The sequence below is a fragment of the Flavobacterium commune genome (assembly GCF_001857965.1).
GTDB classification, from domain to species: Bacteria; Bacteroidota; Bacteroidia; order Flavobacteriales; family Flavobacteriaceae; genus Flavobacterium; species Flavobacterium commune.
In genome coordinates, this window is sequence record NZ_CP017774.1 from 562,154 (window position 1) to 588,045 (window position 25,892).

The 25,892-nt window shown below is 39.1% G+C and carries 14 protein-coding genes, 6 tRNA genes and 6 rRNA genes; 11 read left to right on the forward strand and 15 right to left on the reverse strand.

What is annotated here, in order from left to right:
• Positions 1–110 precede the first annotated feature (110 nt).
• The 6 genes from BIW12_RS02330 (at position 111) to BIW12_RS02350 (ending at position 4,260) form a co-directional block, all read left to right on the forward strand.
• A complete protein-coding gene (locus BIW12_RS02330; protein ID WP_198033442.1) occupies positions 111–1,766 on the forward strand; it encodes a sensor histidine kinase in 1,656 nt (551 codons plus the stop codon).
• Positions 1,767–1,850: 84 nt separating this feature from the next.
• Positions 1,851–2,384 carry a hypothetical protein gene (locus BIW12_RS02335; protein ID WP_140486469.1) on the forward strand — a complete coding sequence of 178 codons (534 nt, stop codon included), beginning with the start codon at positions 1,851–1,853 and terminating at the stop codon, positions 2,382–2,384.
• Between the two features lie 192 nt (positions 2,385–2,576).
• The gene (locus BIW12_RS02340) at positions 2,577–3,206 is read left to right on the forward strand and encodes a porin family protein (RefSeq protein WP_071183643.1); all 630 of its coding nucleotides are present in this window, start codon (positions 2,577–2,579) and stop codon (positions 3,204–3,206) included.
• Positions 3,207–3,233: 27 nt separating this feature from the next.
• Positions 3,234–3,386, forward strand: coding sequence for a lmo0937 family membrane protein (locus BIW12_RS16280; RefSeq protein WP_140486467.1), 153 nt, complete (start codon positions 3,234–3,236; stop codon positions 3,384–3,386).
• Positions 3,387–3,411: 25 nt separating this feature from the next.
• Positions 3,412–3,678 (forward strand): YtxH domain-containing protein, encoded by a 267-nt coding sequence (locus BIW12_RS02345; RefSeq protein WP_071183644.1) that lies wholly within the window; start codon positions 3,412–3,414, stop codon positions 3,676–3,678.
• 45 nt (positions 3,679–3,723) lie between these two features.
• Entirely contained in the window at positions 3,724–4,260 is a 537-nt protein-coding gene (locus tag BIW12_RS02350) for an outer membrane beta-barrel protein (protein ID WP_071183645.1), read from the forward strand.
• 109 nt (positions 4,261–4,369) lie between these two features.
• Here BIW12_RS02350 and BIW12_RS02355 read toward each other — a convergent pair whose 3' ends face one another.
• From BIW12_RS02355 to BIW12_RS02365, 3 genes are all read right to left on the reverse strand, one after another.
• Positions 4,370–6,436 carry a DUF5723 family protein gene (locus BIW12_RS02355; RefSeq protein WP_071183646.1) on the reverse strand — a complete coding sequence of 689 codons (2,067 nt, stop codon included), beginning with the start codon at positions 6,434–6,436 and terminating at the stop codon, positions 4,370–4,372.
• A 142-nt stretch (positions 6,437–6,578) separates the two neighbouring features.
• The gene (gene prfA, locus BIW12_RS02360; RefSeq protein WP_071183647.1) at positions 6,579–7,655 is read right to left on the reverse strand and encodes a peptide chain release factor 1; all 1,077 of its coding nucleotides are present in this window, start codon (positions 7,653–7,655) and stop codon (positions 6,579–6,581) included.
• A gap of 175 nt (positions 7,656–7,830) precedes the next feature.
• On the reverse strand, positions 7,831–8,991 hold the full coding sequence (locus BIW12_RS02365) for an MFS transporter (protein ID WP_071183648.1): 1,161 nt from the start codon (positions 8,989–8,991) through the stop codon (positions 7,831–7,833).
• A gap of 150 nt (positions 8,992–9,141) precedes the next feature.
• Between BIW12_RS02365 and BIW12_RS02370 the strand changes: the two genes are divergently transcribed.
• From BIW12_RS02370 to BIW12_RS16630, 3 genes are all read left to right on the forward strand, one after another.
• Positions 9,142–9,621 carry a DUF6265 family protein gene (locus tag BIW12_RS02370; protein WP_232227129.1) on the forward strand — a complete coding sequence of 160 codons (480 nt, stop codon included), beginning with the start codon at positions 9,142–9,144 and terminating at the stop codon, positions 9,619–9,621.
• A gap of 155 nt (positions 9,622–9,776) precedes the next feature.
• Positions 9,777–10,481 carry a family 43 glycosylhydrolase gene (locus tag BIW12_RS16625; RefSeq protein WP_198033443.1) on the forward strand — a complete coding sequence of 235 codons (705 nt, stop codon included), beginning with the start codon at positions 9,777–9,779 and terminating at the stop codon, positions 10,479–10,481.
• Entirely contained in the window at positions 10,457–10,744 is a 288-nt protein-coding gene (locus BIW12_RS16630) for a glycoside hydrolase family protein (protein ID WP_255510521.1), read from the forward strand. The genes BIW12_RS16625 and BIW12_RS16630 overlap by 25 nt, the downstream gene beginning before the upstream one ends.
• A 193-nt stretch (positions 10,745–10,937) precedes the next feature.
• On the opposite strand, the gene BIW12_RS02380 is transcribed toward BIW12_RS16630, so the two are convergent.
• The 7 genes from BIW12_RS02380 to BIW12_RS02410 form a co-directional block, all read right to left on the reverse strand.
• Positions 10,938–11,023: transfer RNA gene (locus BIW12_RS02380), tRNA-Leu, on the reverse strand.
• Positions 11,024–11,030: 7 nt separating this feature from the next.
• A tRNA-Phe gene (locus BIW12_RS02385) sits at positions 11,031–11,103 on the reverse strand.
• Between the two features lie 74 nt (positions 11,104–11,177).
• Positions 11,178–11,287 (reverse strand): 5S ribosomal RNA (gene rrf / locus BIW12_RS02390).
• A gap of 171 nt (positions 11,288–11,458) precedes the next feature.
• Positions 11,459–14,338 (reverse strand): 23S ribosomal RNA (locus tag BIW12_RS02395).
• Positions 14,339–14,532: 194 nt separating this feature from the next.
• A tRNA-Ala gene (locus tag BIW12_RS02400) sits at positions 14,533–14,606 on the reverse strand.
• Between the two features lie 158 nt (positions 14,607–14,764).
• A tRNA-Ile gene (locus BIW12_RS02405) sits at positions 14,765–14,838 on the reverse strand.
• 131 nt (positions 14,839–14,969) lie between these two features.
• Positions 14,970–16,483, reverse strand: a 16S ribosomal RNA gene (locus tag BIW12_RS02410).
• 777 nt (positions 16,484–17,260) lie between these two features.
• Here BIW12_RS02410 and BIW12_RS16120 point away from each other — a divergent pair.
• A complete protein-coding gene (locus tag BIW12_RS16120; protein WP_198033445.1) occupies positions 17,261–17,488 on the forward strand; it encodes an endonuclease III domain-containing protein in 228 nt (75 codons plus the stop codon).
• 101 nt (positions 17,489–17,589) lie between these two features.
• On the opposite strand, the gene rrf (BIW12_RS02420) is transcribed toward BIW12_RS16120, so the two are convergent.
• The 5 genes from rrf (BIW12_RS02420) to BIW12_RS02440 all read right to left on the reverse strand — a co-directional run bounded on the left by rrf (BIW12_RS02420) (position 17,590) and on the right by BIW12_RS02440 (position 22,895).
• Positions 17,590–17,699: ribosomal RNA gene (gene rrf / locus BIW12_RS02420) — 5S ribosomal RNA — on the reverse strand.
• Between the two features lie 171 nt (positions 17,700–17,870).
• A 23S ribosomal RNA gene (locus BIW12_RS02425) occupies positions 17,871–20,750 on the reverse strand.
• Between the two features lie 194 nt (positions 20,751–20,944).
• Positions 20,945–21,018: transfer RNA gene (locus BIW12_RS02430), tRNA-Ala, on the reverse strand.
• Positions 21,019–21,176: 158 nt separating this feature from the next.
• Positions 21,177–21,250 (reverse strand) — tRNA-Ile (locus BIW12_RS02435).
• Positions 21,251–21,381: 131 nt separating this feature from the next.
• Positions 21,382–22,895: ribosomal RNA gene (locus BIW12_RS02440) — 16S ribosomal RNA — on the reverse strand.
• Together the 16S, 23S and 5S rRNA genes with 6 tRNA genes alongside form the textbook arrangement of a ribosomal RNA operon.
• A 1,042-nt stretch (positions 22,896–23,937) precedes the next feature.
• On the opposite strand from BIW12_RS02440, the gene thrS reads away from it, so the two are divergent.
• Positions 23,938–25,884, forward strand: coding sequence for a threonine--tRNA ligase (thrS, locus tag BIW12_RS02445; protein WP_071183650.1), 1,947 nt, complete (start codon positions 23,938–23,940; stop codon positions 25,882–25,884).
• Positions 25,885–25,892 lie beyond the last annotated feature (8 nt).

Below are 25,892 nucleotides of genomic sequence, written 5' to 3' on the forward strand. Positions count from 1 at the left end.
TGTTTAAATCTAAATTATTCGATTCAATAGGCTTTATCCGATCCGTATTTTTGATCGCCTTTTTTATCTTAATCTTTCTGGCGTCTATCACTTACAGACACATTAAAGAATTGGATAAAATAAGTGATTCGATTATGAATACCTATGCCATTTCTATCGAATTAGGTCAACTTATATCCTACATAAAAGATGCCGAAACAGGGCATAGAGGCTATGTTATTACTAATGATTCTACTTATTTAGAACCTTTTATCAATGCCCGAAAAAATGTAAATCTCACTTTTCAGTCCTTAAATAATACCATAAAATCAGACACTGTTAAGCAACAACAACTCATTCGGATTTACGATTTGGTTGACAAACGTTTTTCGTATTTCAAAAACAATTTTGCCAATAATGACGAATTTAATACCGATTTTAAAAACGGAAAAATAGTCATGGATTCCTTGAGAAATGAGATTGACACTATGCTCAGTACCGAAAATAAATTATTAAGTACCAAAGATAAACTCTATAAATACAACAATTCTAACACACCTTTAATTGTATTTTCTACTTTCTTAATTTCAATTCTGATTTTAGGTTTGGGTTATATGCGAATTATTAAAAACTACAAAGACTTAGTTACTCAAAATATTAGACTGAAAATATTTGACGAATCGAGTAAACAAGCCGAAATACTAGGGAAATACGGTAGCTGGGTTCTTAATATCGAAGACAAAAACTTTAGTTTTTCGGATAATAAATTTCGTTTGCTGGGTTGTAAACCGCAATCCTTTGAAGCTAATTTAGAAAATTTATTAAACTTCATTCATCCTGATGACAAAGAGATTTTTACAGCTGCTTTTCAGGAAATCGAAGAATCAGCCATGCTGCCACTTATCCATTATCGAATATTAAAAAAAGATACGCTTGAAGTTCGTCATTTTAGAACTACAGCTAAAATTTTCATCGATAAATTGGGGAATAAAAACATGATAGGTACCACTCAGGACATTACCGAAGATTATAACAAAACCCAATTAATCGAGCTGAGAAATAAAGAATTAGTACAAAACAACAAGGAATTAACTGAATTTAATCATGTAGCCAGCCATGATTTACAGGAACCACTTCGGAAAATTCAAACTTTTATTTCCAGAATTGAAGACCGGGAAAAAGAGCAATTGTCGGAAACAGCAAAGGGTTATTTCGAAAAAATTCAGGAAGCTTCTAACAGAATGCGCATTTTAATTGATGACTTATTACAATATTCCAGAACCAATCGCTCAGAAAAAAGATTTGAAGAAGTCGATTTAAATCAGGTTGTATCCAATGCCTTAAGCGAACTTTCGGAAAATATAGCCGAGAAAAAAGCGGTAATCCATTTCGAAAAACTACACAGCATTCAGGGAATTCAGTTCCAACTGGAACAACTCTTTATTAATATTATAAGTAATTCATTAAAATATTCAAAAACCGATGAAGCAGTTATTATGGATATTAATTCTAAAAAAGTAAAAGCATTTAAAGTTCCAAAATTAAAAGACGATTCGAAAAAAGAATACCTAAAAATTACTTTCAAAGACAACGGACTGGGATTTGAACAGGAATATGCCGAAAAAATATTCTTGCTTTTCAATAGATTACATGGTAAAAAGGAATATCCCGGAACCGGAGTAGGACTGGCTATTTGTAAAAAAATTGTCGAAAACCACAAAGGCTACATTTTTGCAAAAGGAAAAGTCAATCAGGGAGCTGAATTCGAGATTTATTTACCCATTTAAGCAATTGCAATTCTATAACATTATCAGAAAATCATATAACTAAAATAGATGTCATTTTATTTAATTTCGCATAAAAACAAGCTAATGAGCACTCTAAAAAGTAATAAAATTATTTTATTCTTTATGCTTTTTTCCATCAGTTGTTTGATTGTAACATCTTGTGAGAAAAAAAATAAAGTTGAAAAGAGTGCTACAAATACCAAAATAGAAGCACAAGTCTTGATTGAAATTGCCGAATCGAACCTTAAAATAGTGGCAATTACTCAAAAAGCCCAAGAACGGGAAGCAGAAAACAGTAGTGATATTGTTTTTAAACAAGTTGAAAACGATCATCTTTTACTAAAAAATAAAATAAAAAAAATTGCAAAAGACAATTTTATCATCATTCCTAATACCTTGTATGATACTACACCTTTAAAAAGTTTTATCAGCGAAGCCAACACTTATTTATACTTAAAAAAAACCGCTGATTTACTTCTTTCTGAATTAGAGCAGTACAAAACAATTGCCACAACTACTCAAAACAAAGCTTTAAAAACAGTAGCTGCAGAAAGTATTACAAGTATTCAAAATAATATTGCTCTTGTTCAAAAAGAGCAAAAACTACATCAACAGTAAAGCTTTATTTATAATAAAATACAATTATCCAAACACCTTTTACGAGGTGTTTTTTCATACTTAAACCGAAATGGAAATTGTATAAAAGTCTCAAAATATCCTATAACACTTTTAATACTAAGATATTGCAACTTTGTAATGTAGCCTAGGAACTACTCTCAAATCTATTTATAAATCAAAAAAAATAAAATCATGAAAAGATTATTTTTAGCAGCAATGATTTGCTTTTCATTTGTAAGTTTTACTAAAGCACAATCACTGAGTCCTTCAATGGGAATTAAAGGAGGTGTTAATTTTACCAATCTCTACACCGAAGATGTTGATGACAATAATATACTAACCAGTTTCAATGCCGGTTTGTATGCCAACTTACCTGTTTCGTCAGCAGTATCCATTCAACCTGAGCTTAACTATTCCCGTAAAGGATCAGAACTAATTTATGATAATGCCTTTGCTACAGGAACAACAAGGCTAAAACTAAATTATTTAGAAATGCCAGTGCTCTTGAAATTAAATGTTACACCTAACTTTAATGTTCATTTTGGTCCTTATGCCGCCTATTTAATAGATGGAAATGCAACAAATGAAAGTAATACTGGTGTTTTTGATTTTGAAGAAAACATAAGTAACGATGACTTAAACAAATGGGATTATGGTTTAGCAGCCGGAATTGGCTTTGATTTTGCCTCAACTTCATTAGGAATTCGCTACAATTATGGATTACAAACCATCGGAAAAGAACGCAATTTTGGAGGAAACACCTATACTTTTCCTGACTCAAAAAACAGTGCTTTGAGTTTGTACATAGGTTTCAAACTCTAAGAAAAGTTTAATTTAAAAAATACAATCATGGGAAATATACTTTATCTAACTGCTGTATTGCTAGTAGTATTCTGGGCATTAGGTTTCTTTGTATATAGTATAGGGAGCTTAATTCACATTTTATTAGTCATTGCAATTATTGCAGTATTGATGCGAATTATTAGCGGAAAACAACTTTAAATAATAACCCTTAAATGATATAATTATGAAAACAAATAAAGTAATATTAGGAGTAATAGGCGGATTAGCAACCGGAGCCATTTTAGGAATCCTGTTTGCACCGCAAAGCGGAAAAAAAACCAGAAGAAAAATCAGAGAAAAATCGCGAGAACTCAAAGATAACATGAAAGAAGACTTTGATAAGATGATTCAGAAAATAGATGCCAAATACCAATCTGTTTCAGATGATGCCCATCAATTTCTTCACAATGGAAAAGCAAAAATTGAAAGCGAAACAGGAAAGAAAAACTAGTTCTTTATTTCGATTCTATAAAAAGTAACCCCAAATACAACAATCATGATAAAATCAATTAAAACAATAGCAATGCTGGCTTTGCTAACAATTGGTACAACTAAAGCTCTAGCACAGGACATTTCTAATGATAATTACGAGCAAAAATTCAAATTAGGAATTGGTGCTTCTGTGGGTTATCCATTTGAAGATCCTTATAAATTAAATGTAGGTGGTGATGTTCGTTTACAATATGATTTATCCAAAAAATATTCACTTACAGCCACTACCGGATTCAATAATCTTTTTGTAACAGGAGATAATAATGATTTGGGCTATATTCCTGCCAAATTAGGTTTCAAGGCTTTTGTTTTAAAAGACAAATTCTATTTAATGGGTGAAGCAGGTGCTGCATTTGCAGTAACCAATGATTACAACGACAAATCCTTATTGTTAAGTCCCGGTATTGGATATGCCACAAAATACATTGATATAAGTGTTCGCTACGAATACTTACCTGATTTTCCAGCCCTAAGAAACGATAATCCCGATAAGGGATTAGGTCAAGTTGCTTTGCGTCTGGCCTACGGTTTTAAACTTTAGAATAAAAAAGCTTCTTATTTCTGTTAAAAAAGAAACTTTAAATTTTTTCCCCAAAAAAAAAAAAAAAATGAGGCCCGAAAGCCTCATTTTTTTATAGCAATAACTATGATTATTTTACCAGAATAATTTCAACTCTACGGTTTTCAGCTCTTCCTTCTACCGTTTTGTTAGAAGCAATTGGCTTAGTGATTCCATAACCTTCTGACGAAAGTCTGTCAGCACTAATACCTTTAGCAACTAAATAATCTTTTACTGCAGCGGCTCTATCCTTAGATAATTGAAGGTTTTTAGCAGCATTACCAGTACTATCAGTATGTCCTTCTAATTTAAAATTAGCATTACTGTATTCGTTCATCACTTTTACAATTTCTTCTAATTTACTGTTAGATTCTGGTTTGATAGTCGCTTTAGAAGAATCAAATAAAATAGATTTAGAGAAATCATTTAATTTTTTAATTACTTCAGTAGTTACTTCAGGACAACCATTATTAGCAAGAGTTCCTTTTACTTTTGGACATTTATCGTCTTTATCTAAAACACCATCTCCATCAGTATCAGGCCAAGGGCAACCTGCATTTTCTTTTGGACCGGCAACAGTAGGACATTTATCATCTTTGTCTAAAACACCATCATTATCCTTATCTTCCCATGGACAACCATTATTAGCAGCAGGACCGGCAACGTCCGGACATTTATCATCTTTGTCCAATATTCCATCATTGTCTCTGTCTCCCCATGGACATCCTTTATTTTCAACAGGACCAGCTACAGTAGGACATTCATCATCTTTATCTAAGATACCGTCTCCATCTTGATCTTTAGCTTTCTTTTGATATACAGGAATCTTAAATCCTAAATGAATATCAGCAGCTCTTGAACTTTTTGAAACTGCATTAGATAGAATTGAACCAGATCCAATGAAGAACACTCCTGTTCTTAAACCAAATCCCACTTGTGCCTGTTTGCTATAATCCATATACGAAATTGGAACATAAGCACTAAACCATTTGGATTCGTAACGAGGTGTCACACTCACACGGTTAGCAATACTGTTTTGATTTAATTTTGTTTTGCTAACTACTCCAAAATCAGCATTAGCGTTCAAATAGAATTTATTATGAATATTCCAGTCCACATCGGCATGAATAGCTGTAGGTAAATTAGATTTTACTGCTCCGTTAACAGTAGTACCTGGACCAAATTCACCTTCCATAAAATCATCAAAGCTATCATAACCATCAAAATCATCCTGAGAAAATACTCCTCCTAAATTATAACCATTACGAACTCCATCTGCATATTTCATAGAACCTATATCAGTAACCGAAACACCAAAACGCAACTTGTATTTATTTACTTCTTTCAAATCATTAATATCAGCCCTGTCTGCAGTGTATTCCGGTCTCCATTCGTAAACCAAACCTAAATCAACACCAAAACCTCTTGATGATGAATTAATTTCAACATCTGAACTAAGTGAAAAATCCTGACTTGAACCGTAAATAGCATTACCAGATGTAGTATAGGTACTAGTAAGATCCGAACCGGTATCATTATACGCCATAGTTATGTTTGTACCCTTAAAATGATAATTAGCCACACCTTGTAAATACTTGGCAGTAATACCTCCTTTTAAGAAATGCTGACCTCTTTGATACAAAACAGCAGCGTAAGAAAGCCCTAATTCTCCCCATGAATTTCCAACTCCGTTAAAACTTCCTACCTGAGCCTCAGGAAAACTAGAAGAATTATCTTTTGTGACATCATTAATTACTTGTCCGTTTACATCAACAACATTAATAAAAGCTCTTGCTCTTGTAAAAATTGCTAACGAATGTTTTGGAGCGATGTTAAACATAACAGATGGCCCCATAATATCTGTATTAAAGGCCACATTATTAGCGTTACTAAAACTCTTTTTAGCCTCCAGATCAAAATCGTAACCGTCTTTGAAAACGTCAAAAATCTTTACGCCATACAAGTCGTTAGTAACAGAAGAACTAATTGAAAACAAATTAATATCCGTTTTAAAACGAGAGTCAACAATAGACGCAGGATTGTACAATACACCTTGTACACCTGCATAATTATCATGAACATAACCTAAATAAGACTGGGCATTTGCCGCGCATAAACTTGCAAAAGCAAACAACGAAAGATAAATTCTCTTTTTCATACTTAATATTTTTAGTTAGTAAATTGGGGGCAAAAAAAACACCTAATTTGATAACGCAAATTAAGTGCTTTTTCTTATTAATACCATTAAAAAAATTATGTTTTTCTTAACAAATAATCTTTAATTAACTCTCGGAAAACTATTAGAAAACCTCACTGGCTTCTTTTAGTTTTTCAGTATTATTTACTAATTGTAACTCATCTACAATCTTCTGAATATCGCCATTCATGATATTTCCTAAATCGTATAGTGTTAATCCAATTCTATGATCGGTTACACGACCCTGAGCATAATTATAAGTTCTGATTTTTGCCGAACGGTCTCCGGAACTTACCTGAGAAGTTCTTTTAGAAGCATCTTCTTCTTGTTTTTTAGCCAATTCCATTTCGTACAAACGAGAACGCAATACATTTAAAGCCTTATCTTTATTTTTGTGTTGTGATTTCTGATCCTGACATTGTGCCACTAATCCGGTCGGGATGTGTGTCAAACGCACCGCCGATTTAGTCGTATTTACCGATTGTCCTCCAGGTCCTGACGAACAGAAGAAATCCACACGCACATCATTCATATCAATTTGAACATCAAATTCCTCAGCTTCCGGTAAAACCATAACCGTCGCAGCCGATGTATGTACACGTCCCTGAGTTTCTGTTTGCGGTACACGTTGTACACGGTGAACTCCCGCTTCAAACTTCAAAGTTCCATAAACATCTTCTCCGGTAACTTCAAAAATAATCTCTTTAAATCCTCCTGAAGTTCCCTCGTTCATATCCACAACCGATGTTCTCCAACCACGGCTTTCACAATATTTGGTGTACATTCTAAATAAATCACCTGCAAAAATACTAGCTTCATCCCCACCCGTTCCGGCACGAACTTCCACCATAACATTCTTAGCATCTTCAGGATCTTTAGGAATCAACATAAATTTGATTTCTTCCTCAAGAATAGGCAATCTTTCTTTAGCCTCATCCAGTTGCATTTTAGCCATTTCGGTCATATCTGCATCACTTCCGTCAGCAATAATTTCATTTGCTTCGTCAATATTAGCCATCAAAAGAACATATTCATCTCTTTTTTCAGCCAAGGCCTTAAGATCTTTATATTCTTTATTCAACTGCACATAACGTTTTTGATCGGCAATAACATCCGGTTGGATAATTAAATCCGAAATCTCATCAAAACGTTGTTTCACTATTTGAAGTCTGTCTAACATAGTTGTATTCCTTATAATTGGAGTGCAAAAATACAAAAAAGATTGCACAATTTTGTTTCAGTATTTCAGATTTTTTCAGAAGCTTTTTCCTGCTGTCCGCTCTATCTTTTTCTAGCAAAAAAAGCTAGAAAAAGGATGCCGCTTCCATCAGGGCTAGGAATCTGTTTTAGCTGAATTAATTATCCTCCGAAATTTTATTTACCATAAAAATCATAACACTCCCTAAAAGTGCCATAACCAAAAAAGCCCATTTCATACTCAAAGCTTCCGAAATGAAACCAACCATCGGCGGAACCACTAAAAAACCAAGATAACCAATAGTCGATATGGAAGTCAATGCCGAACCACTACTCAAACTTTTTGATCTTCCGGCTATACTAAACACCAATGGAACAGTACAGGAAACACCAACACCTATTAGAATAAAACCTATAATAGTTGGAATAATAAACGGTAATAGAAAACAAATCAAAAAACCAACGCTAATCATTATAGCGCTGTAAAACAGAATGTTTTTGATTCCAAAACGCATCACCGCATAATCCCCTAAAAAACGTCCCAAGGTAACCGCAGTCATAAAAAAGACAAAAGCCGCAGTTGTAATCTTTTGCGAAGCATGCAATACATTCTGAAAATAAATTCCACTCCAATCATACATAGTGTTTTCGCAAGCCATCGATACAAAACAAATAATGGCAAACTTTAACAGATTTTTATCGGGCATAGAAAAGAACTTACTTTCTTCTTTCGATGGTTCAGTCTCTATTGTTAACGGATAAAAACAACTCACCACCGCTAGCATAGCTACTCCAATACCTAACAAATGAAAGGATGGATCAATATGTTGTGTCACCATAACATAACCCAAACCTGCACCTGCAAATCCGGCTAAACTCCAAATAGCATGAAAAGTGGTCATAATCGATTTAGGATACAAGCGTTGCACTTCCAGCGCCTGTGCATTCATCGACAAATTCAAAATATTTCGTGAAGCTCCAAAAATCAAAAGAATAAGAACCAACTGCCACACATATGCCACAAAACCAGGTAATGTCAAAATAATATTAAACAAAACAGCTCCTGACAACATACAATAACGACTACTGAAAAGATTCAGAATTCTTTTCGTAAACGGCATCGTAAGCATTAACCCAATTGGAAAAGCAAATAAAACAGCTCCAAATTCAGCTTCCGATAAATGCAATTGAGCTTTAATAGCAGGAATTCGCGATGCCCATGAAGAATATCCAAAACCAGAAATGAAGAAAAATGCGGTTGTTGCCAATCGATACCCTTTTGGCGATTGACGTAAATTATTAAAATAGTCTAAAATCATTAATTTGTGCCCCTTTCAATTTGGAGGGCAAAAATAAGCCTTTTAAACGGGTATAGAATGTTAAAAATGGCTAAATAACATTCTTGAAATCCTATTGGTATTTTTACTAATTTTACTCTGAATTTGATACAAAATCAATTCAATTTAATTATGCAAAAAATAACTTTATTACTATCAATACTCTTGATTGCTTCGGCTTGTAAAAAAAACAATAATGCCGAAAAAGATTTAATAAAAAAAGCCGATTGGCTTATCGGAAATTGGGAAAACAAAACTAATCTTGGTACACTTTCTGAAAATTGGGAAAAAGTAAACGACAGCACATTTAAAGCCAAATCACTCTTTATAAAAGACAAAGACACCATTCATAACGAAAGTATCATTCTGGAACAAAAAGGAGAAAATTTAAATTATACCACAACCATAATAGGTCAAAACGATAACAAACCTATTCGTTTTCAACTAAATGAAGATATTGAAAACGAACTAATTTTTGAAAATCTTAAAAACGATTATCCTCAAAAAATCAGCTATAAAAAAACATCCAAAACCAGTTTAACAACTCAAATCTCCGGATTACAATCAGGTAAAAGCAGTAGCGAAAAATACAATATGGTTAAGACAAAATAATTACAATCTCATCATTTTATGAACCTCACTTTATTGAAGGGAGGTTTTTTTTTGCAAAAAATCCACTTCATTAATCAATAAGTTAACTAACAGACTTAATTTTCATACAATAAATCAAGTATATTTACAAATCAACCAATGAACCACAAAAAAATATGAATAAAACAAAAGTATTTTCAATTGTAGTCCCACTACTTATTACAATTTTAAGCACTAATAGCTACTCCCAAAATCCGCTCAACTTTGGCAGTAATATATTCACTGCCGATCCTTCAGCCCACGTGTGGAAAGATGGAAAAATGTATGTGTACACCTCACATGACGAAGAATGTCAAACCGATTTTTTCATGAAAGACTGGTATGCGTTTTCTTCCAGTTATTTAGTCAATTGGACTGACCACGGAGTCATTTTTTCTGTTAAAGACCTTAGCTGGGCCGACAATTTTGCCTGGGCACCGGACTGTGCTTATAAAAATGGTAAATACTATTTCTGTTTTCCGGTTGGAACAGGTTTTAAAGATAGAGTTAATCCAAAAAACAGCACCAAATGGATGGGAATTGGTATTGCCGTGAGTGATTCTCCAACTGGTCCATTTAAAGATGCCATTGGAAAACCTTTATGGACAACTCCTTATGCTAATGATCCTTGCCTTTTTATAGATGATGATGGTAAAGGCTATATTTATTTTAATGGTGGTGGCGATTATTTAGTTGCTGAAATGAATAACGATTTACTCAGCGTAAAAGGCGAAATGTATAAAATGGATTGGGAGGTTACAAACCTAAAAGAGAAGGCCCTTGGGTCTTTAAGAGAAACGGAATTTACTATTATACCATGCCTGAAGAAAACAGAATCCTAACTTATTATACTGCTAAATCTCCTAAAGGTCCTTGGAAATACCAAGGAATTATTATGGATCAAGAAGGCGAAAGTAATAATCATCATTCTATTGTAGAATACAAAGGAAAATGGGTTTTATTTTATCACAGATGGCTAGAAAACAAATCAGAATGTGGCGAAAAACAACGTCAGGTATGTGCTGAAAACCTATTTTTTAACGAAGATGGCACAATACAAAAAATCAACCGAACTGATTTAGGAGTAGGAAACACTTTTAAATAAAAATTTTATTCTTTTTAGCGTTACCCTACGGGTCGGGCTGTCCGCTTTATCTTTTGTTCGGGTAATTTTGGTTCTTATCCGGAATATAAATTTCACTCACAAAAGGATACCGCTTCCATCCCTAACGCGAACTCAAATCCTACATAAAATCCAAAAAAAAACTTCAATCAGCATAGCCAATTGAAGCTTTTAGTACTCAGAGCGGGACTTGAACCCGCACGAACATTGCTGTTCACTGGATTTTAAGTCCAGCGTGTCTACCAATTTCACCATCCGAGCATTAATGTGGTACCTCCAGGGATCGAACCAGGGACACATGGATTTTCAGTCCATTGCTCTACCATCTGAGCTAAGGTACCTAATCTTACTTAAAAATAAGTAAAAGCAAAATAAGAATAAAAAACCCCGTTTCATTAGAATCGGGGTTTTCAAAGAAAGGCGACGACATACTCTCCCACAAAACTGCAGTACCATCTGCGCAGGCGGGCTTAACTACTCTGTTCGGGATGGGAAGAGGTGAGCCCCGCCGCAATAACCACCTTAAGGTTGTTAGTTTTCAGTTCACAGTTTATAGTTTGCAGTTTTTAAACTCTTAACTTATAACTCAAAACTCATAACTGCTCGCGTCGAGCAAATATCTTAACATACTGAGATAAATAATTTAAATTGTCATTAGAAAGTTTGCTGTCCCGATTTACATCGGGACAAGCGGATGTACATAAGCTTACAGGTTATTAGTACTACTCGGCTATGACATTACTGCCTTTACACCTATAGCCTATCAACGTGGTCATCTCCCACGACCTTTAAAAGAAATCTCATCTTGTGGTGGGTTTCGCGCTTATATGCTTTCAGCGCTTATCCCTTCCCAACGTAGCTACTCTGCAGTGCCACTGGCGTGACAACAGATACACTAGAGGTTAGTCCAATTCGGTCCTCTCGTACTAGAATCAGATCCACTCAAATTTCTTGCGCCCACAGTAGATAGAGACCGAACTGTCTCACGACGTTCTGAACCCAGCTCGCGTGCCACTTTAATGGGCGAACAGCCCAACCCTTGGGACCTTCTCCAGCCCCAGGATGTGACGAGCCGACATCGAGGTGCCAAACCCCCCCGTCGATATGAGCTCTTGGGGGAGATCAGCCTGTTATCCCCGGCGTACCTTTTATCCTTTGAGCGATGGCCCTTCCATGCGGAACCACCGGATCACTATGCTCTACTTTCGTACCTGATCGACCTGTATGTCTCTCAGTCAAGCTCCCTTATGCCATTGCACTCTTCGCACGGTTACCAAGCGTACTGAGGGAACCTTTAGAAGCCTCCGTTACTCTTTTGGAGGCGACCACCCCAGTCAAACTACCCACCAAGCAATGTCCCCCCGGTTGGGGGTTAGGCCTCAGATAAACAAAGGGTTGTATTTCAACAATGACTCCACAACGCCTGGCGACGCCACTTCACAGTCTCCAACCTATCCTACACATCATTTATCCAAGGTCAATACTAAGCTATAGTAAAGGTGCACAGGGTCTTTTCGTCCCACTGCGGGTAAACGGCATCTTCACCGTTACTACAATTTCACCGAGCTCATGGCTGAGACAGTGTCCAGATCGTTACACCATTCGTGCAGGTCGGAACTTACCCGACAAGGAATTTCGCTACCTTAGGACCGTTATAGTTACGGCCGCCGTTTACTGGGGCTTCAATTCAATGCTTCTCCGAAGATAACATCTCCTCTTAACCTTCCAGCACCGGGCAGGTGTCAGGCCCTATACTTCATCTTACGATTTTGCAGAGCCCTGTGTTTTTGATAAACAGTCGCCTGGACCTCTTCACTGCGGCCCGCCTTACGGCGGGCGACCCTTCTCCCGAAGTTACGGGTCTATTTTGCCTAATTCCTTAGCCATGAATCTCTCGAGCACCTTAGAATTCTCATCTCGACTACCTGTGTCGGTTTGCGGTACGGGTACTATTAACCTGAAGTTTAGAGGTTTTTCTTGGAAGCCCTTAGGCGCACTATCACTTCAACCGAAGTCTCCGTGTACTATCGTATTTCACCATTCTCTACGGATTTGCCTATAGAGAATATAGCTAGGTACTTTAACGAACTATTCCGTCAGTTCGCGGCGCTTTCATCACTCCGTCACCCCATCACAGTTAACAGTAGTACGGGAATATTAACCCGTGGTCCATCGACTGTCCCTTTCGGGTTCGCCTTAGGTCCCGACTAACCCACAGCTGATTAGCATAGCTGTGGAAACCTTAGTCTTTCGGTGTGCGGGTTTCTCGCCCGCATTATCGTTACTTATGCCTACATTTTCTTTTCCAGCCAGTCCAGCATACCTTACGATACACCTTCAACCCTGCTGGAATGCTCCCCTACCACTTTGCTTACGCAAAATCCATAGCTTCGGTAATATGTTTATGCCCGATTATTATCCATGCTCGTCCGCTCGACTAGTGAGCTGTTACGCACTCTTTAAATGAATGGCTGCTTCCAAGCCAACATCCTAGCTGTCTGGGCAGACAAACCGCGTTCTTTCAACTTAACATATATTTGGGGACCTTAGCTGATGGTCTGGGTTCTTTCCCTCTCGGACTTGGACCTTAGCACCCAAGCCCTCACTGCTAGAGAACATTATATAGCATTCGGAGTTTGTCAGGAATTGGTAGGCGGTGAAGCCCCCGCATCCAATCAGTAGCTCTACCTCTATATAACTTATATCTAGCGCTGCACCTAAATGCATTTCGGGGAGTACGAGCTATTTCCGAGTTTGATTGGCCTTTCACCCCTACCCACAGGTCATCCGAAGACTTTTCAACGTCAACCGGTTCGGTCCTCCACTGTGTGTTACCACAGCTTCAACCTGCCCATGGGTAGATCACACGGTTTCGCGTCTAACACTACTGACTAAAGCGCCCTATTCAGACTCGCTTTCGCTACGGATCCATACCTGAAGTACTTATCCTTGCCAGCAACGTTAACTCGTAGGCTCATTATGCAAAAGGCACGCCGTCACCCCACAAAAGGGCTCCGACCGCTTGTAAGCGTATGGTTTCAGGATCTATTTCACTCCGTTATTCACGGTTCTTTTCACCTTTCCTTCACAGTACTGGTTCACTATCGGTCTCTCAGGAGTATTTAGCCTTAGCGGATGGTCCCGCCAAATTCAGACAGGGTTTCACGTGCCCCGCCCTACTCAGGATACCACTATCTATTACAATCATTACTTATACGAGGCTATCACTCTCTTTGGCTCTACTTTCCAGTAGATTCTAATTCTTCATGCATAAAATCTCGTGGTCCTACAACCCCAACATTGCCGTAACAACATTGGTTTGGGCTAATCCGCGTTCGCTCGCCACTACTTACGGAATCACTTTTGTTTTCTTCTCCTCCGCCTACTTAGATGTTTCAGTTCAGCGGGTTTGCCCACCTATCGGTGTACTATGTCTTCAACATAGTGGGTTGCCCCATTCAGGTATCTACGGATCAAATCTTGTGTGCAGATCCCCGTAGCTTTTCGCAGCTTATCACGCCTTTCATCGCCTCTGAGAGCCTAGGCATCCCCCATACGCCCTTATTTTGCTTATTGTACCAATCTTGTTAATTAAAACAAGACCGTTTTATTTGTTTCCTATTATAAATAATAGAAAACGCTTTCTACTTTTTAATATTTTTTATCTCAATATGTCAATGAACTTTTTCTTTTTAGAATAGACAATACAGATAATAGAGAATAGATTTAGTCTATATTCTTTTTTCTTTATTCTATCTTCTTAAAGATTGTGGAGAATAACGGAGTCGAACCGTTGACCTCCTGCGTGCAAGGCAGGCGCTCTAGCCAGCTGAGCTAATCCCCCAATTTCAATTTTAGATTTTTGAATTCAGATTTTAGATTTCTAAATCGAATTTCTAATTTCTTTTGGTGAATTCCAACTTCTAGAATTTCCTTCTTATTTAAGTTTTTCAGTTTTTTTTTCTTAATTCTAAAATTTAAATCCTAAAATCTTGAATTTTGTAGTCCCGGGCAGACTCGAACTGCCGACCCCTACATTATCAGTGTAGTACTCTAACCAGCTGAGCTACGAGACTCTGTTTTTTACTTAAATTCTTATTCTTTTTTTTTAAATTAACAGCAAGAGTAATAAAATGTCAATATTAATGACCAATAGTTCTTTTCGTCTTTTTCCTTAGCGTGCATATAGCTAACACTAAGGCTCTAGAAAGGAGGTGTTCCAGCCGCACCTTCCGGTACGGCTACCTTGTTACGACTTAGCCCTAGTTACCAGTTTTACCCTAGGCAGCTCCTTGCGGTCACCGACTTCAGGCACCCCCAGCTTCCATGGCTTGACGGGCGGTGTGTACAAGGCCCGGGAACGTATTCACCGGATCATGGCTGATATCCGATTACTAGCGATTCCAGCTTCACGGAGTCGAGTTGCAGACTCCGATCCGAACTGTGACCGGCTTTGTAGATTCGCTCCTGGTCACCCAGTGGCTGCTCTCTGTACCGGCCATTGTAGCACGTGTGTAGCCCAAGGCGTAAGGGCCGTGATGATTTGACGTCATCCCCACCTTCCTCACAGTTTGCACTGGCAGTCTCGTTAGAGTTCCCGACATGACTCGATGGCAACTAACAACAGGGGTTGCGCTCGTTATAGGACTTAACCTGACACCTCACGGCACGAGCTGACGACAACCATGCAGCACCTTGTAAATTGTCTTGCGAAAAGTCTGTTTCCAAACCGGTCAATCTACATTTAAGCCTTGGTAAGGTTCCTCGCGTATCATCGAATTAAACCACATGCTCCACCGCTTGTGCGGGCCCCCGTCAATTCCTTTGAGTTTCAGGCTTGCGCCCGTACTCCCCAGGTGGGATACTTATCACTTTCGCTTAGCCACTGAAATTGCTCCCAACAGCTAGTATCCATCGTTTACGGCGTGGACTACCAGGGTATCTAATCCTGTTCGCTACCCACGCTTTCGTCCATCAGCGTCAATAAACTAGTAGTAACCTGCCTTCGCAATTGGTATTCCATGTAATCTCTAAGCATTTCACCGCTACACTACATATTCTAGTTACTTCCTAGTAATTCAAGTCTAGCAGTATCAATGGCCGTTCCACCGTTGAGCGATGGGCTTTCACCACTGACTTACTAAACCGCCTACGGACCCTTTAAACCCAATGATTCCGGATAACGCTTGGATCCTCCGTATTACCGCGGCTGCTGGCACGGAGTTAGCCGATCCTTATTCTTACAGTACCGTCAAGTTCCTTCACGAAGGAGTGTTTCTTCCTGTACAAAAGCAGTTTACAATCCATAGGACCGTCATCCTGCACGCGGCATGGCTGGTTCAGACTTGCGTCCATTGACCAATATTCCTCACTGCTGCCTCCCGTAGGAGTCTGGTCCGTGTCTCAGTACCAGTGTGGGGGATCTCCCTCTCAGGACCCCTACCCATCGTAGCCTTGGTAAGCCGTTACCTTACCAACAAGCTAATGGGACGCATGCTCATCTTTCACCGTTGTGACTTTAATAGTGGTTTCATGCGAAACTGCTATACTATGAGGTATTAATCCAAATTTCTCTGGGCTATCCCTCTGTGAAAGGTAGATTGCATACGCGTTACGCACCCGTGCGCCGGTCTCTAGTTCCGAAAAACTATACCCCTCGACTTGCATGTGTTAAGCCTGCCGCTAGCGTTCATCCTGAGCCAGGATCAAACTCTTCATCGTATATTGTTTGTCCGCCGTGGCGGACTATTTATTATTTGACTGAAGTTCTAGTGGTTTTATTCTAATCTCTCGATTCTATTACTCTTATTCTTTTGTCCCGATTAATCGGGACGGCTGTCAATTCAATATGTCTAGGAACGTGTTCTTCTTATTTTTTCTCTTCGTTTTTCACACCGTAGCATGTCTCTCGAAGCGGGTGCAAAAGTACAACTTCTTTTTAATCTCGCAAGAAATTTTTAAAGTTTTTTTTAGAAAATCTTACTCTTCTTTTCTTCTCAATTCCTTACCAGCTTTTCAAATAACTTGTCGCTTTTGCGGGGTGCAAATGTAACATCTGTTTTTAAATCTCACAAACTTTTTTAAACCTTTTTTTTAGAAATAAATCTCTAATTTAGATTTAATGTTTGCCAGTATTTTAATGAACGTCTGCGCTGTTGCGGGTGCAAAAGTAGAACCTTTATTCGTTTTGACAATAACTTTTCGAAACTATTTTGAAAGTATTTTTTAATTAACTGAAAATCTTAACTTTACAAATAGAGTTTTTTAAGTATTTTACGATTAATAGAGCAATCTCAATCCTTTTATCACTCCAAACATGCTTTTCCAAGAACAAGAAAAAGAACTTTTAATTTCGATTTCTAACTTAAAACCCAACACAAAATCCAAAAAACACTTCTTTAAAACAACATTAATACACATTAACTCACTTATACAGAAATCATCTTAAAGATACATTATAAGAAAGCTAAACTAATTACGAAGTCTTAATAATCAACCATGACTGACCTTCATATTCTCCGGGTAGTTCCAAGGATCGGAATAATTAATCCAACAAAAGACGGATTGAAAGCAGAAAAACAATTAATGGCTATTTTACCAAAAGAAATTTGGAACGAAATCGGCATGGCAATTTCATTCTTAGGAAGAGAAATATGCAGACCGAAACCTAAATGTTCAGAATGCCCGATAAATTCAGTTTGTAAATATTCCAAAAAATCCATTTAAAGCAAAACCTCTTTTAGCCGAAATTTTAGAAAATACAAATAATCATTTCAAATATAGGTATAAAACAAAAAACCCTATCTGATTAGGATAGGGTTTTCAAAGAAAGGCGACGACATACTCTCCCACAAAACTGCAGTACCATCTGCGCAGGCGGGCTTAACTACTCTGTTCGGGATGGGAAGAGGTGAGCCCCGCCGCAATAACCACCTTAAGGTTGTTAGTTTTCAGTTCACAGTTTATAGTTTGCAGTTTTTAAACTCTTAACTTATAACTCAAAACTCATAACTGCTCGCGTCGAGCAAATATCTTAACATACTGAGATAAATAATTTAAATTGTCATTAGAAAGTTTGCTGTCCCGATTTACATCGGGACAAGCGGATGTACATAAGCTTACAGGTTATTAGTACTACTCGGCTATGACATTACTGCCTTTACACCTATAGCCTATCAACGTGGTCATCTCCCACGACCTTTAAAAGAAATCTCATCTTGTGGTGGGTTTCGCGCTTATATGCTTTCAGCGCTTATCCCTTCCCAACGTAGCTACTCTGCAGTGCCACTGGCGTGACAACAGATACACTAGAGGTTAGTCCAATTCGGTCCTCTCGTACTAGAATCAGATCCACTCAAATTTCTTGCGCCCACAGTAGATAGAGACCGAACTGTCTCACGACGTTCTGAACCCAGCTCGCGTGCCACTTTAATGGGCGAACAGCCCAACCCTTGGGACCTTCTCCAGCCCCAGGATGTGACGAGCCGACATCGAGGTGCCAAACCCCCCCGTCGATATGAGCTCTTGGGGGAGATCAGCCTGTTATCCCCGGCGTACCTTTTATCCTTTGAGCGATGGCCCTTCCATGCGGAACCACCGGATCACTATGCTCTACTTTCGTACCTGATCGACCTGTATGTCTCTCAGTCAAGCTCCCTTATGCCATTGCACTCTTCGCACGGTTACCAAGCGTACTGAGGGAACCTTTAGAAGCCTCCGTTACTCTTTTGGAGGCGACCACCCCAGTCAAACTACCCACCAAGCAATGTCCCCCCGGTTGGGGGTTAGGCCTCAGATAAACAAAGGGTTGTATTTCAACAATGACTCCACAACGCCTGGCGACGCCACTTCACAGTCTCCAACCTATCCTACACATCATTTATCCAAGGTCAATACTAAGCTATAGTAAAGGTGCACAGGGTCTTTTCGTCCCACTGCGGGTAAACGGCATCTTCACCGTTACTACAATTTCACCGAGCTCATGGCTGAGACAGTGTCCAGATCGTTACACCATTCGTGCAGGTCGGAACTTACCCGACAAGGAATTTCGCTACCTTAGGACCGTTATAGTTACGGCCGCCGTTTACTGGGGCTTCAATTCAATGCTTCTCCGAAGATAACATCTCCTCTTAACCTTCCAGCACCGGGCAGGTGTCAGGCCCTATACTTCATCTTACGATTTTGCAGAGCCCTGTGTTTTTGATAAACAGTCGCCTGGACCTCTTCACTGCGGCCCGCCTTACGGCGGGCGACCCTTCTCCCGAAGTTACGGGTCTATTTTGCCTAATTCCTTAGCCATGAATCTCTCGAGCACCTTAGAATTCTCATCTCGACTACCTGTGTCGGTTTGCGGTACGGGTACTATTAACCTGAAGTTTAGAGGTTTTTCTTGGAAGCCCTTAGGCGCACTATCACTTCAACCGAAGTCTCCGTGTACTATCGTATTTCACCATTCTCTACGGATTTGCCTATAGAGAATATAGCTAGGTACTTTAACGAACTATTCCGTCAGTTCGCGGCGCTTTCATCACTCCGTCACCCCATCACAGTTAACAGTAGTACGGGAATATTAACCCGTGGTCCATCGACTGTCCCTTTCGGGTTCGCCTTAGGTCCCGACTAACCCACAGCTGATTAGCATAGCTGTGGAAACCTTAGTCTTTCGGTGTGCGGGTTTCTCGCCCGCATTATCGTTACTTATGCCTACATTTTCTTTTCCAGCCAGTCCAGCATACCTTACGATACACCTTCAACCCTGCTGGAATGCTCCCCTACCACTTTGCTTACGCAAAATCCATAGCTTCGGTAATATGTTTATGCCCGATTATTATCCATGCTCGTCCGCTCGACTAGTGAGCTGTTACGCACTCTTTAAATGAATGGCTGCTTCCAAGCCAACATCCTAGCTGTCTGGGCAGACAAACCGCGTTCTTTCAACTTAACATATATTTGGGGACCTTAGCTGATGGTCTGGGTTCTTTCCCTCTCGGACTTGGACCTTAGCACCCAAGCCCTCACTGCTAGAGAACATTATATAGCATTCGGAGTTTGTCAGGAATTGGTAGGCGGTGAAGCCCCCGCATCCAATCAGTAGCTCTACCTCTATATAACTTATATCTAGCGCTGCACCTAAATGCATTTCGGGGAGTACGAGCTATTTCCGAGTTTGATTGGCCTTTCACCCCTACCCACAGGTCATCCGAAGACTTTTCAACGTCAACCGGTTCGGTCCTCCACTGTGTGTTACCACAGCTTCAACCTGCCCATGGGTAGATCACACGGTTTCGCGTCTAACACTACTGACTAAAGCGCCCTATTCAGACTCGCTTTCGCTACGGATCCATACCTGAAGTACTTATCCTTGCCAGCAACGTTAACTCGTAGGCTCATTATGCAAAAGGCACGCCGTCACCCCACAAAAGGGCTCCGACCGCTTGTAAGCGTATGGTTTCAGGATCTATTTCACTCCGTTATTCACGGTTCTTTTCACCTTTCCTTCACAGTACTGGTTCACTATCGGTCTCTCAGGAGTATTTAGCCTTAGCGGATGGTCCCGCCAAATTCAGACAGGGTTTCACGTGCCCCGCCCTACTCAGGATACCACTATCTATTACAATCATTACTTATACGAGGCTATCACTCTCTTTGGCTCTACTTTCCAGTAGATTCTAATTCTTCATGCATAAAATCTCGTGGTCCTACAACCCCAACATTGCCGTAACAACATTGGTTTGGGCTAATCCGCGTTCGCTCGCCACTACTTACGGAATCACTTTTGTTTTCTTCTCCTCCGCCTACTTAGATGTTTCAGTTCAGCGGGTTTGCCCACCTATCGGTGTACTATGTCTTCAACATAGTGGGTTGCCCCATTCAGGTATCTACGGATCAAATCTTGTGTGCAGATCCCCGTAGCTTTTCGCAGCTTATCACGCCTTTCATCGCCTCTGAGAGCCTAGGCATCCCCCATACGCCCTTATTTTGCTTATTGTACCAATCTTGTTAATTAAAACAAGACCGTTTTATTTGTTTCCTATTATAAATAATAGAAAACGCTTTCTACTTTTTAATATTTTTTATCTCAATATGTCAATGAACTTTTTCTTTTTAGAATAGACAATACAGATAATAGAGAATAGATTTAGTCTATATTCTTTTTTCTTTATTCTATCTTCTTAAAGATTGTGGAGAATAACGGAGTCGAACCGTTGACCTCCTGCGTGCAAGGCAGGCGCTCTAGCCAGCTGAGCTAATCCCCCAATTTCAATTTTAGATTTTTGAATTCAGATTTTAGATTTCTAAATCGAATTTCTAATTTCTTTTGGTGAATTCCAACTTCTAGAATTTCCTTCTTATTTAAGTTTTTCAGTTTTTTTTTCTTAATTCTAAAATTTAAATCCTAAAATCTTGAATTTTGTAGTCCCGGGCAGACTCGAACTGCCGACCCCTACATTATCAGTGTAGTACTCTAACCAGCTGAGCTACGAGACTCTGTTTTTTACTTAAATTCTTATTCTTTTTTTTTAAATTAACAGCAAGAGTAATAAAATGTCAATATTAATGACCAATAGTTCTTTTCGTCTTTTTCCTTAGCGTGCATATAGCTAACACTAAGGCTCTAGAAAGGAGGTGTTCCAGCCGCACCTTCCGGTACGGCTACCTTGTTACGACTTAGCCCTAGTTACCAGTTTTACCCTAGGCAGCTCCTTGCGGTCACCGACTTCAGGCACCCCCAGCTTCCATGGCTTGACGGGCGGTGTGTACAAGGCCCGGGAACGTATTCACCGGATCATGGCTGATATCCGATTACTAGCGATTCCAGCTTCACGGAGTCGAGTTGCAGACTCCGATCCGAACTGTGACCGGCTTTGTAGATTCGCTCCTGGTCACCCAGTGGCTGCTCTCTGTACCGGCCATTGTAGCACGTGTGTAGCCCAAGGCGTAAGGGCCGTGATGATTTGACGTCATCCCCACCTTCCTCACAGTTTGCACTGGCAGTCTCGTTAGAGTTCCCGACATGACTCGATGGCAACTAACAACAGGGGTTGCGCTCGTTATAGGACTTAACCTGACACCTCACGGCACGAGCTGACGACAACCATGCAGCACCTTGTAAATTGTCTTGCGAAAAGTCTGTTTCCAAACCGGTCAATCTACATTTAAGCCTTGGTAAGGTTCCTCGCGTATCATCGAATTAAACCACATGCTCCACCGCTTGTGCGGGCCCCCGTCAATTCCTTTGAGTTTCAGGCTTGCGCCCGTACTCCCCAGGTGGGATACTTATCACTTTCGCTTAGCCACTGAAATTGCTCCCAACAGCTAGTATCCATCGTTTACGGCGTGGACTACCAGGGTATCTAATCCTGTTCGCTACCCACGCTTTCGTCCATCAGCGTCAATAAACTAGTAGTAACCTGCCTTCGCAATTGGTATTCCATGTAATCTCTAAGCATTTCACCGCTACACTACATATTCTAGTTACTTCCTAGTAATTCAAGTCTAGCAGTATCAATGGCCGTTCCACCGTTGAGCGATGGGCTTTCACCACTGACTTACTAAACCGCCTACGGACCCTTTAAACCCAATGATTCCGGATAACGCTTGGATCCTCCGTATTACCGCGGCTGCTGGCACGGAGTTAGCCGATCCTTATTCTTACAGTACCGTCAAGTTCCTTCACGAAGGAGTGTTTCTTCCTGTACAAAAGCAGTTTACAATCCATAGGACCGTCATCCTGCACGCGGCATGGCTGGTTCAGACTTGCGTCCATTGACCAATATTCCTCACTGCTGCCTCCCGTAGGAGTCTGGTCCGTGTCTCAGTACCAGTGTGGGGGATCTCCCTCTCAGGACCCCTACCCATCGTAGCCTTGGTAAGCCGTTACCTTACCAACAAGCTAATGGGACGCATGCTCATCTTTCACCGTTGTGACTTTAATAGTGGTTTCATGCGAAACTGCTATACTATGAGGTATTAATCCAAATTTCTCTGGGCTATCCCTCTGTGAAAGGTAGATTGCATACGCGTTACGCACCCGTGCGCCGGTCTCTAGTTCCGAAAAACTATACCCCTCGACTTGCATGTGTTAAGCCTGCCGCTAGCGTTCATCCTGAGCCAGGATCAAACTCTTCATCGTATATTGTTTGTCCGCCGTGGCGGACTATTTATTATTTGACTGAAGTTCTAGTGGTTTTATTCTAATCTCTCGATTCTATTACTCTTATTCTTTTGTCCCGATTAATCGGGACGGCTGTCAATTCAATATGTCTAGGAACGTGTTCTTCTTATTTTTTCTCTTCGTTTTTCACACCGTAGCATGTCTCTCGAAGCGGGTGCAAAAGTACAACTTCTTTTTAATCTCGCAAGAAATTTTTAAAGTTTTTTTTAGAAAATCTTACTCTTCTTTTCTTCTCAATTCCTTACCAGCTTTTCAAATAACTTGTCGCTTTTGCGGGGTGCAAATGTAACATCTGTTTTTAAATCTCACAAACTTTTTTAAACCTTTTTTTTAGAAATAAATCTATAATTTAGATTTAACGTTTGTCAGTATTTTAATGAACGTCTGCGTTGTTGCGGGTGCAAAAGTAGAACCTTTATTCGTTTTGACAATAGCTTTTTCAAACTATTTTGAAAGTATTTTTTAATTAACTGAAAACGTGGTTTTTATTTTTTAGCGTTTTTAGCGTTTGTAGGATTTTAGAGTTGTGATTCTATATTTTAAAGACTTTTAATCGAACATCCACCCTATCTCCCTGCACCACTTTTAAAGCTTTTCCACGAAGAATCACTAAGAAAACACAGAGACTCACTAAGGTCTTTATTAGATAAACACAAAAAACACCAACCCAATATCAAGAACTTTAGTTCAAACAAAGCTTCCCGATACAATTTTAAACAATAAACTACCGCATTATCATTTAAAACCACTCGAAGTGACAACAAAAACCAACTTAATAACTACAACCCTAGCCCCGATAGCAACGAAAATCCTTTCTTGTCCCGTTTTTTTTTAACGAGACAAGAAAGATTGTAGTGAATAGCGAGAAATAGCTCCAGAAAACAATACATATATAAGCAAGTGTTTTTATTTAGACTTGAATTCCACGAAACATACTATAATATATATTGTATGTATTTTTCTAATACTATATATTTGCACTCTCAAAATTAAACTAACAATGATTAAGATTACTTTGCCCGATGGGTCAGTTAGAGAGTTTGCGCCAGGCGCTACTCCGATGGATGTTGCTAAAAGCATTAGCGAAGGATTTGCAAGAAATGTAATTTCTGCTTCTTTCAATGGTACCACCGTAGAAACAGTAACTCCTTTGACCACGGACGGCAGTCTTACATTATATACATGGAATGATGCCGATGGAAAAAAAGCTTTTTGGCATTCGACTTCCCACGTTATGGCACAAGTACTGGAAGAAATGTATCCTGGAATCAAATTAACTCTTGGACCTGCAATTGCAAACGGCTTCTATTATGATGTGGATTTTGAAGATCAAAAAATTACCGAAGCTGATTTCAAGAAAATCGAAGATCGCGTACTTGAAATCTCTAGAGGAAAACACGAATTCAAATTACGTCCTGTTTCTAAAGCAGAAGCCTTAGAACTATATAAGGACAATGTATATAAAACAGAATTAATTTCGAATCTTGAAGACGGAACAATCACTTTTTGCGATCACGATACTTTTACCGACTTATGTCGTGGAGGACATATTCCGAATACAGGCCTTATAAAAGCAATGAAAGTAATGAGTGTTGCTGGTGCTTACTGGAGAGGTGATGAAAAAAACAAACAGTTGACTCGTGTTTATGGAACTTCTTTCCCTAAACAAAAAGATCTTACTGAATATTTAGCTTTATTAGAAGAAGCAAAACGTCGTGATCACCGTAAACTCGGAAAAGAATTAGAATTATTTGCTTTTTCTCAAAAAGTGGGTCAAGGCTTACCTTTATGGCTTCCAAAAGGAGCTGCCTTAAGAGACAGATTAGAACAATTCTTAAAAAAAGCACAGAAGAAAGCCGGTTATGAGCAAGTAGTCACTCCACATATTGGTCAAAAAGAACTTTATGTAACTTCTGGTCACTATGCAAAATACGGAGCAGACAGCTTCCAACCAATAAATACTCCAGCCGAAGGCGAAGAGTTCTTATTGAAACCTATGAACTGCCCTCATCACTGTGAAATTTATAATGTAAGACCCTGGTCTTATAAAGATTTACCAAAGCGTTATGCTGAATTTGGTACTGTTTATAGATATGAGCAGTCTGGAGAATTACATGGTTTGACTCGTGTAAGAGGATTTACTCAGGATGATGCCCATATTTTCTGCACTCCGGAACAATTAGATGAAGAATTCAAGAAAGTAATTGATCTTGTCCTTTATGTTTTTGGTTCATTAGGATTTGAAAACTTTACTGCTCAAATCTCATTAAGAGACCAAGAAAACAGAGAGAAATATATTGGTACAGATGAAAATTGGGAAAAAGCAGAAAATGCAATCATCAATGCTGCCCGTGACAAAGGATTAAACACCGTTGTTGAATATGGCGAAGCTGCCTTTTACGGACCAAAATTAGACTTCATGGTAAAAGATGCCCTTGGAAGACAATGGCAACTTGGAACTATTCAGGTAGATTACAACTTGCCAGAGCGTTTTGATTTAACTTATAAAGGGTCAGATAACGAATTACACCGACCAGTTATGATCCACAGAGCCCCTTTTGGATCTATGGAACGTTTTATAGCTATTTTACTGGAACACACAGCAGGAAATTTCCCTCTTTGGCTTATGCCAGAACAAGCTATTATCTTGTCTTTGAGCGAGAAATATGAAAATTATGCTAAAAAAGTTTTAGAATTGCTAGAAAATCACGAAATTCGCGGGCTAATTGACAACCGAAACGAAACAATTGGTAAGAAAATTAGGGATGCTGAATTGCAAAAAATCCCGTTCATGCTGATTGTAGGAGAGGAAGAAGAGAAAAACGGAACAATTTCAATCCGCCGTCAAGGTCAAGAAGGAAAAGGAAATATTAGCGTAACAATTGAAGAATTTGCTACAATTGTAAACGAAGAAATAAACAAAACATTAAAAGTATTTACAGTTTAACTTAAATT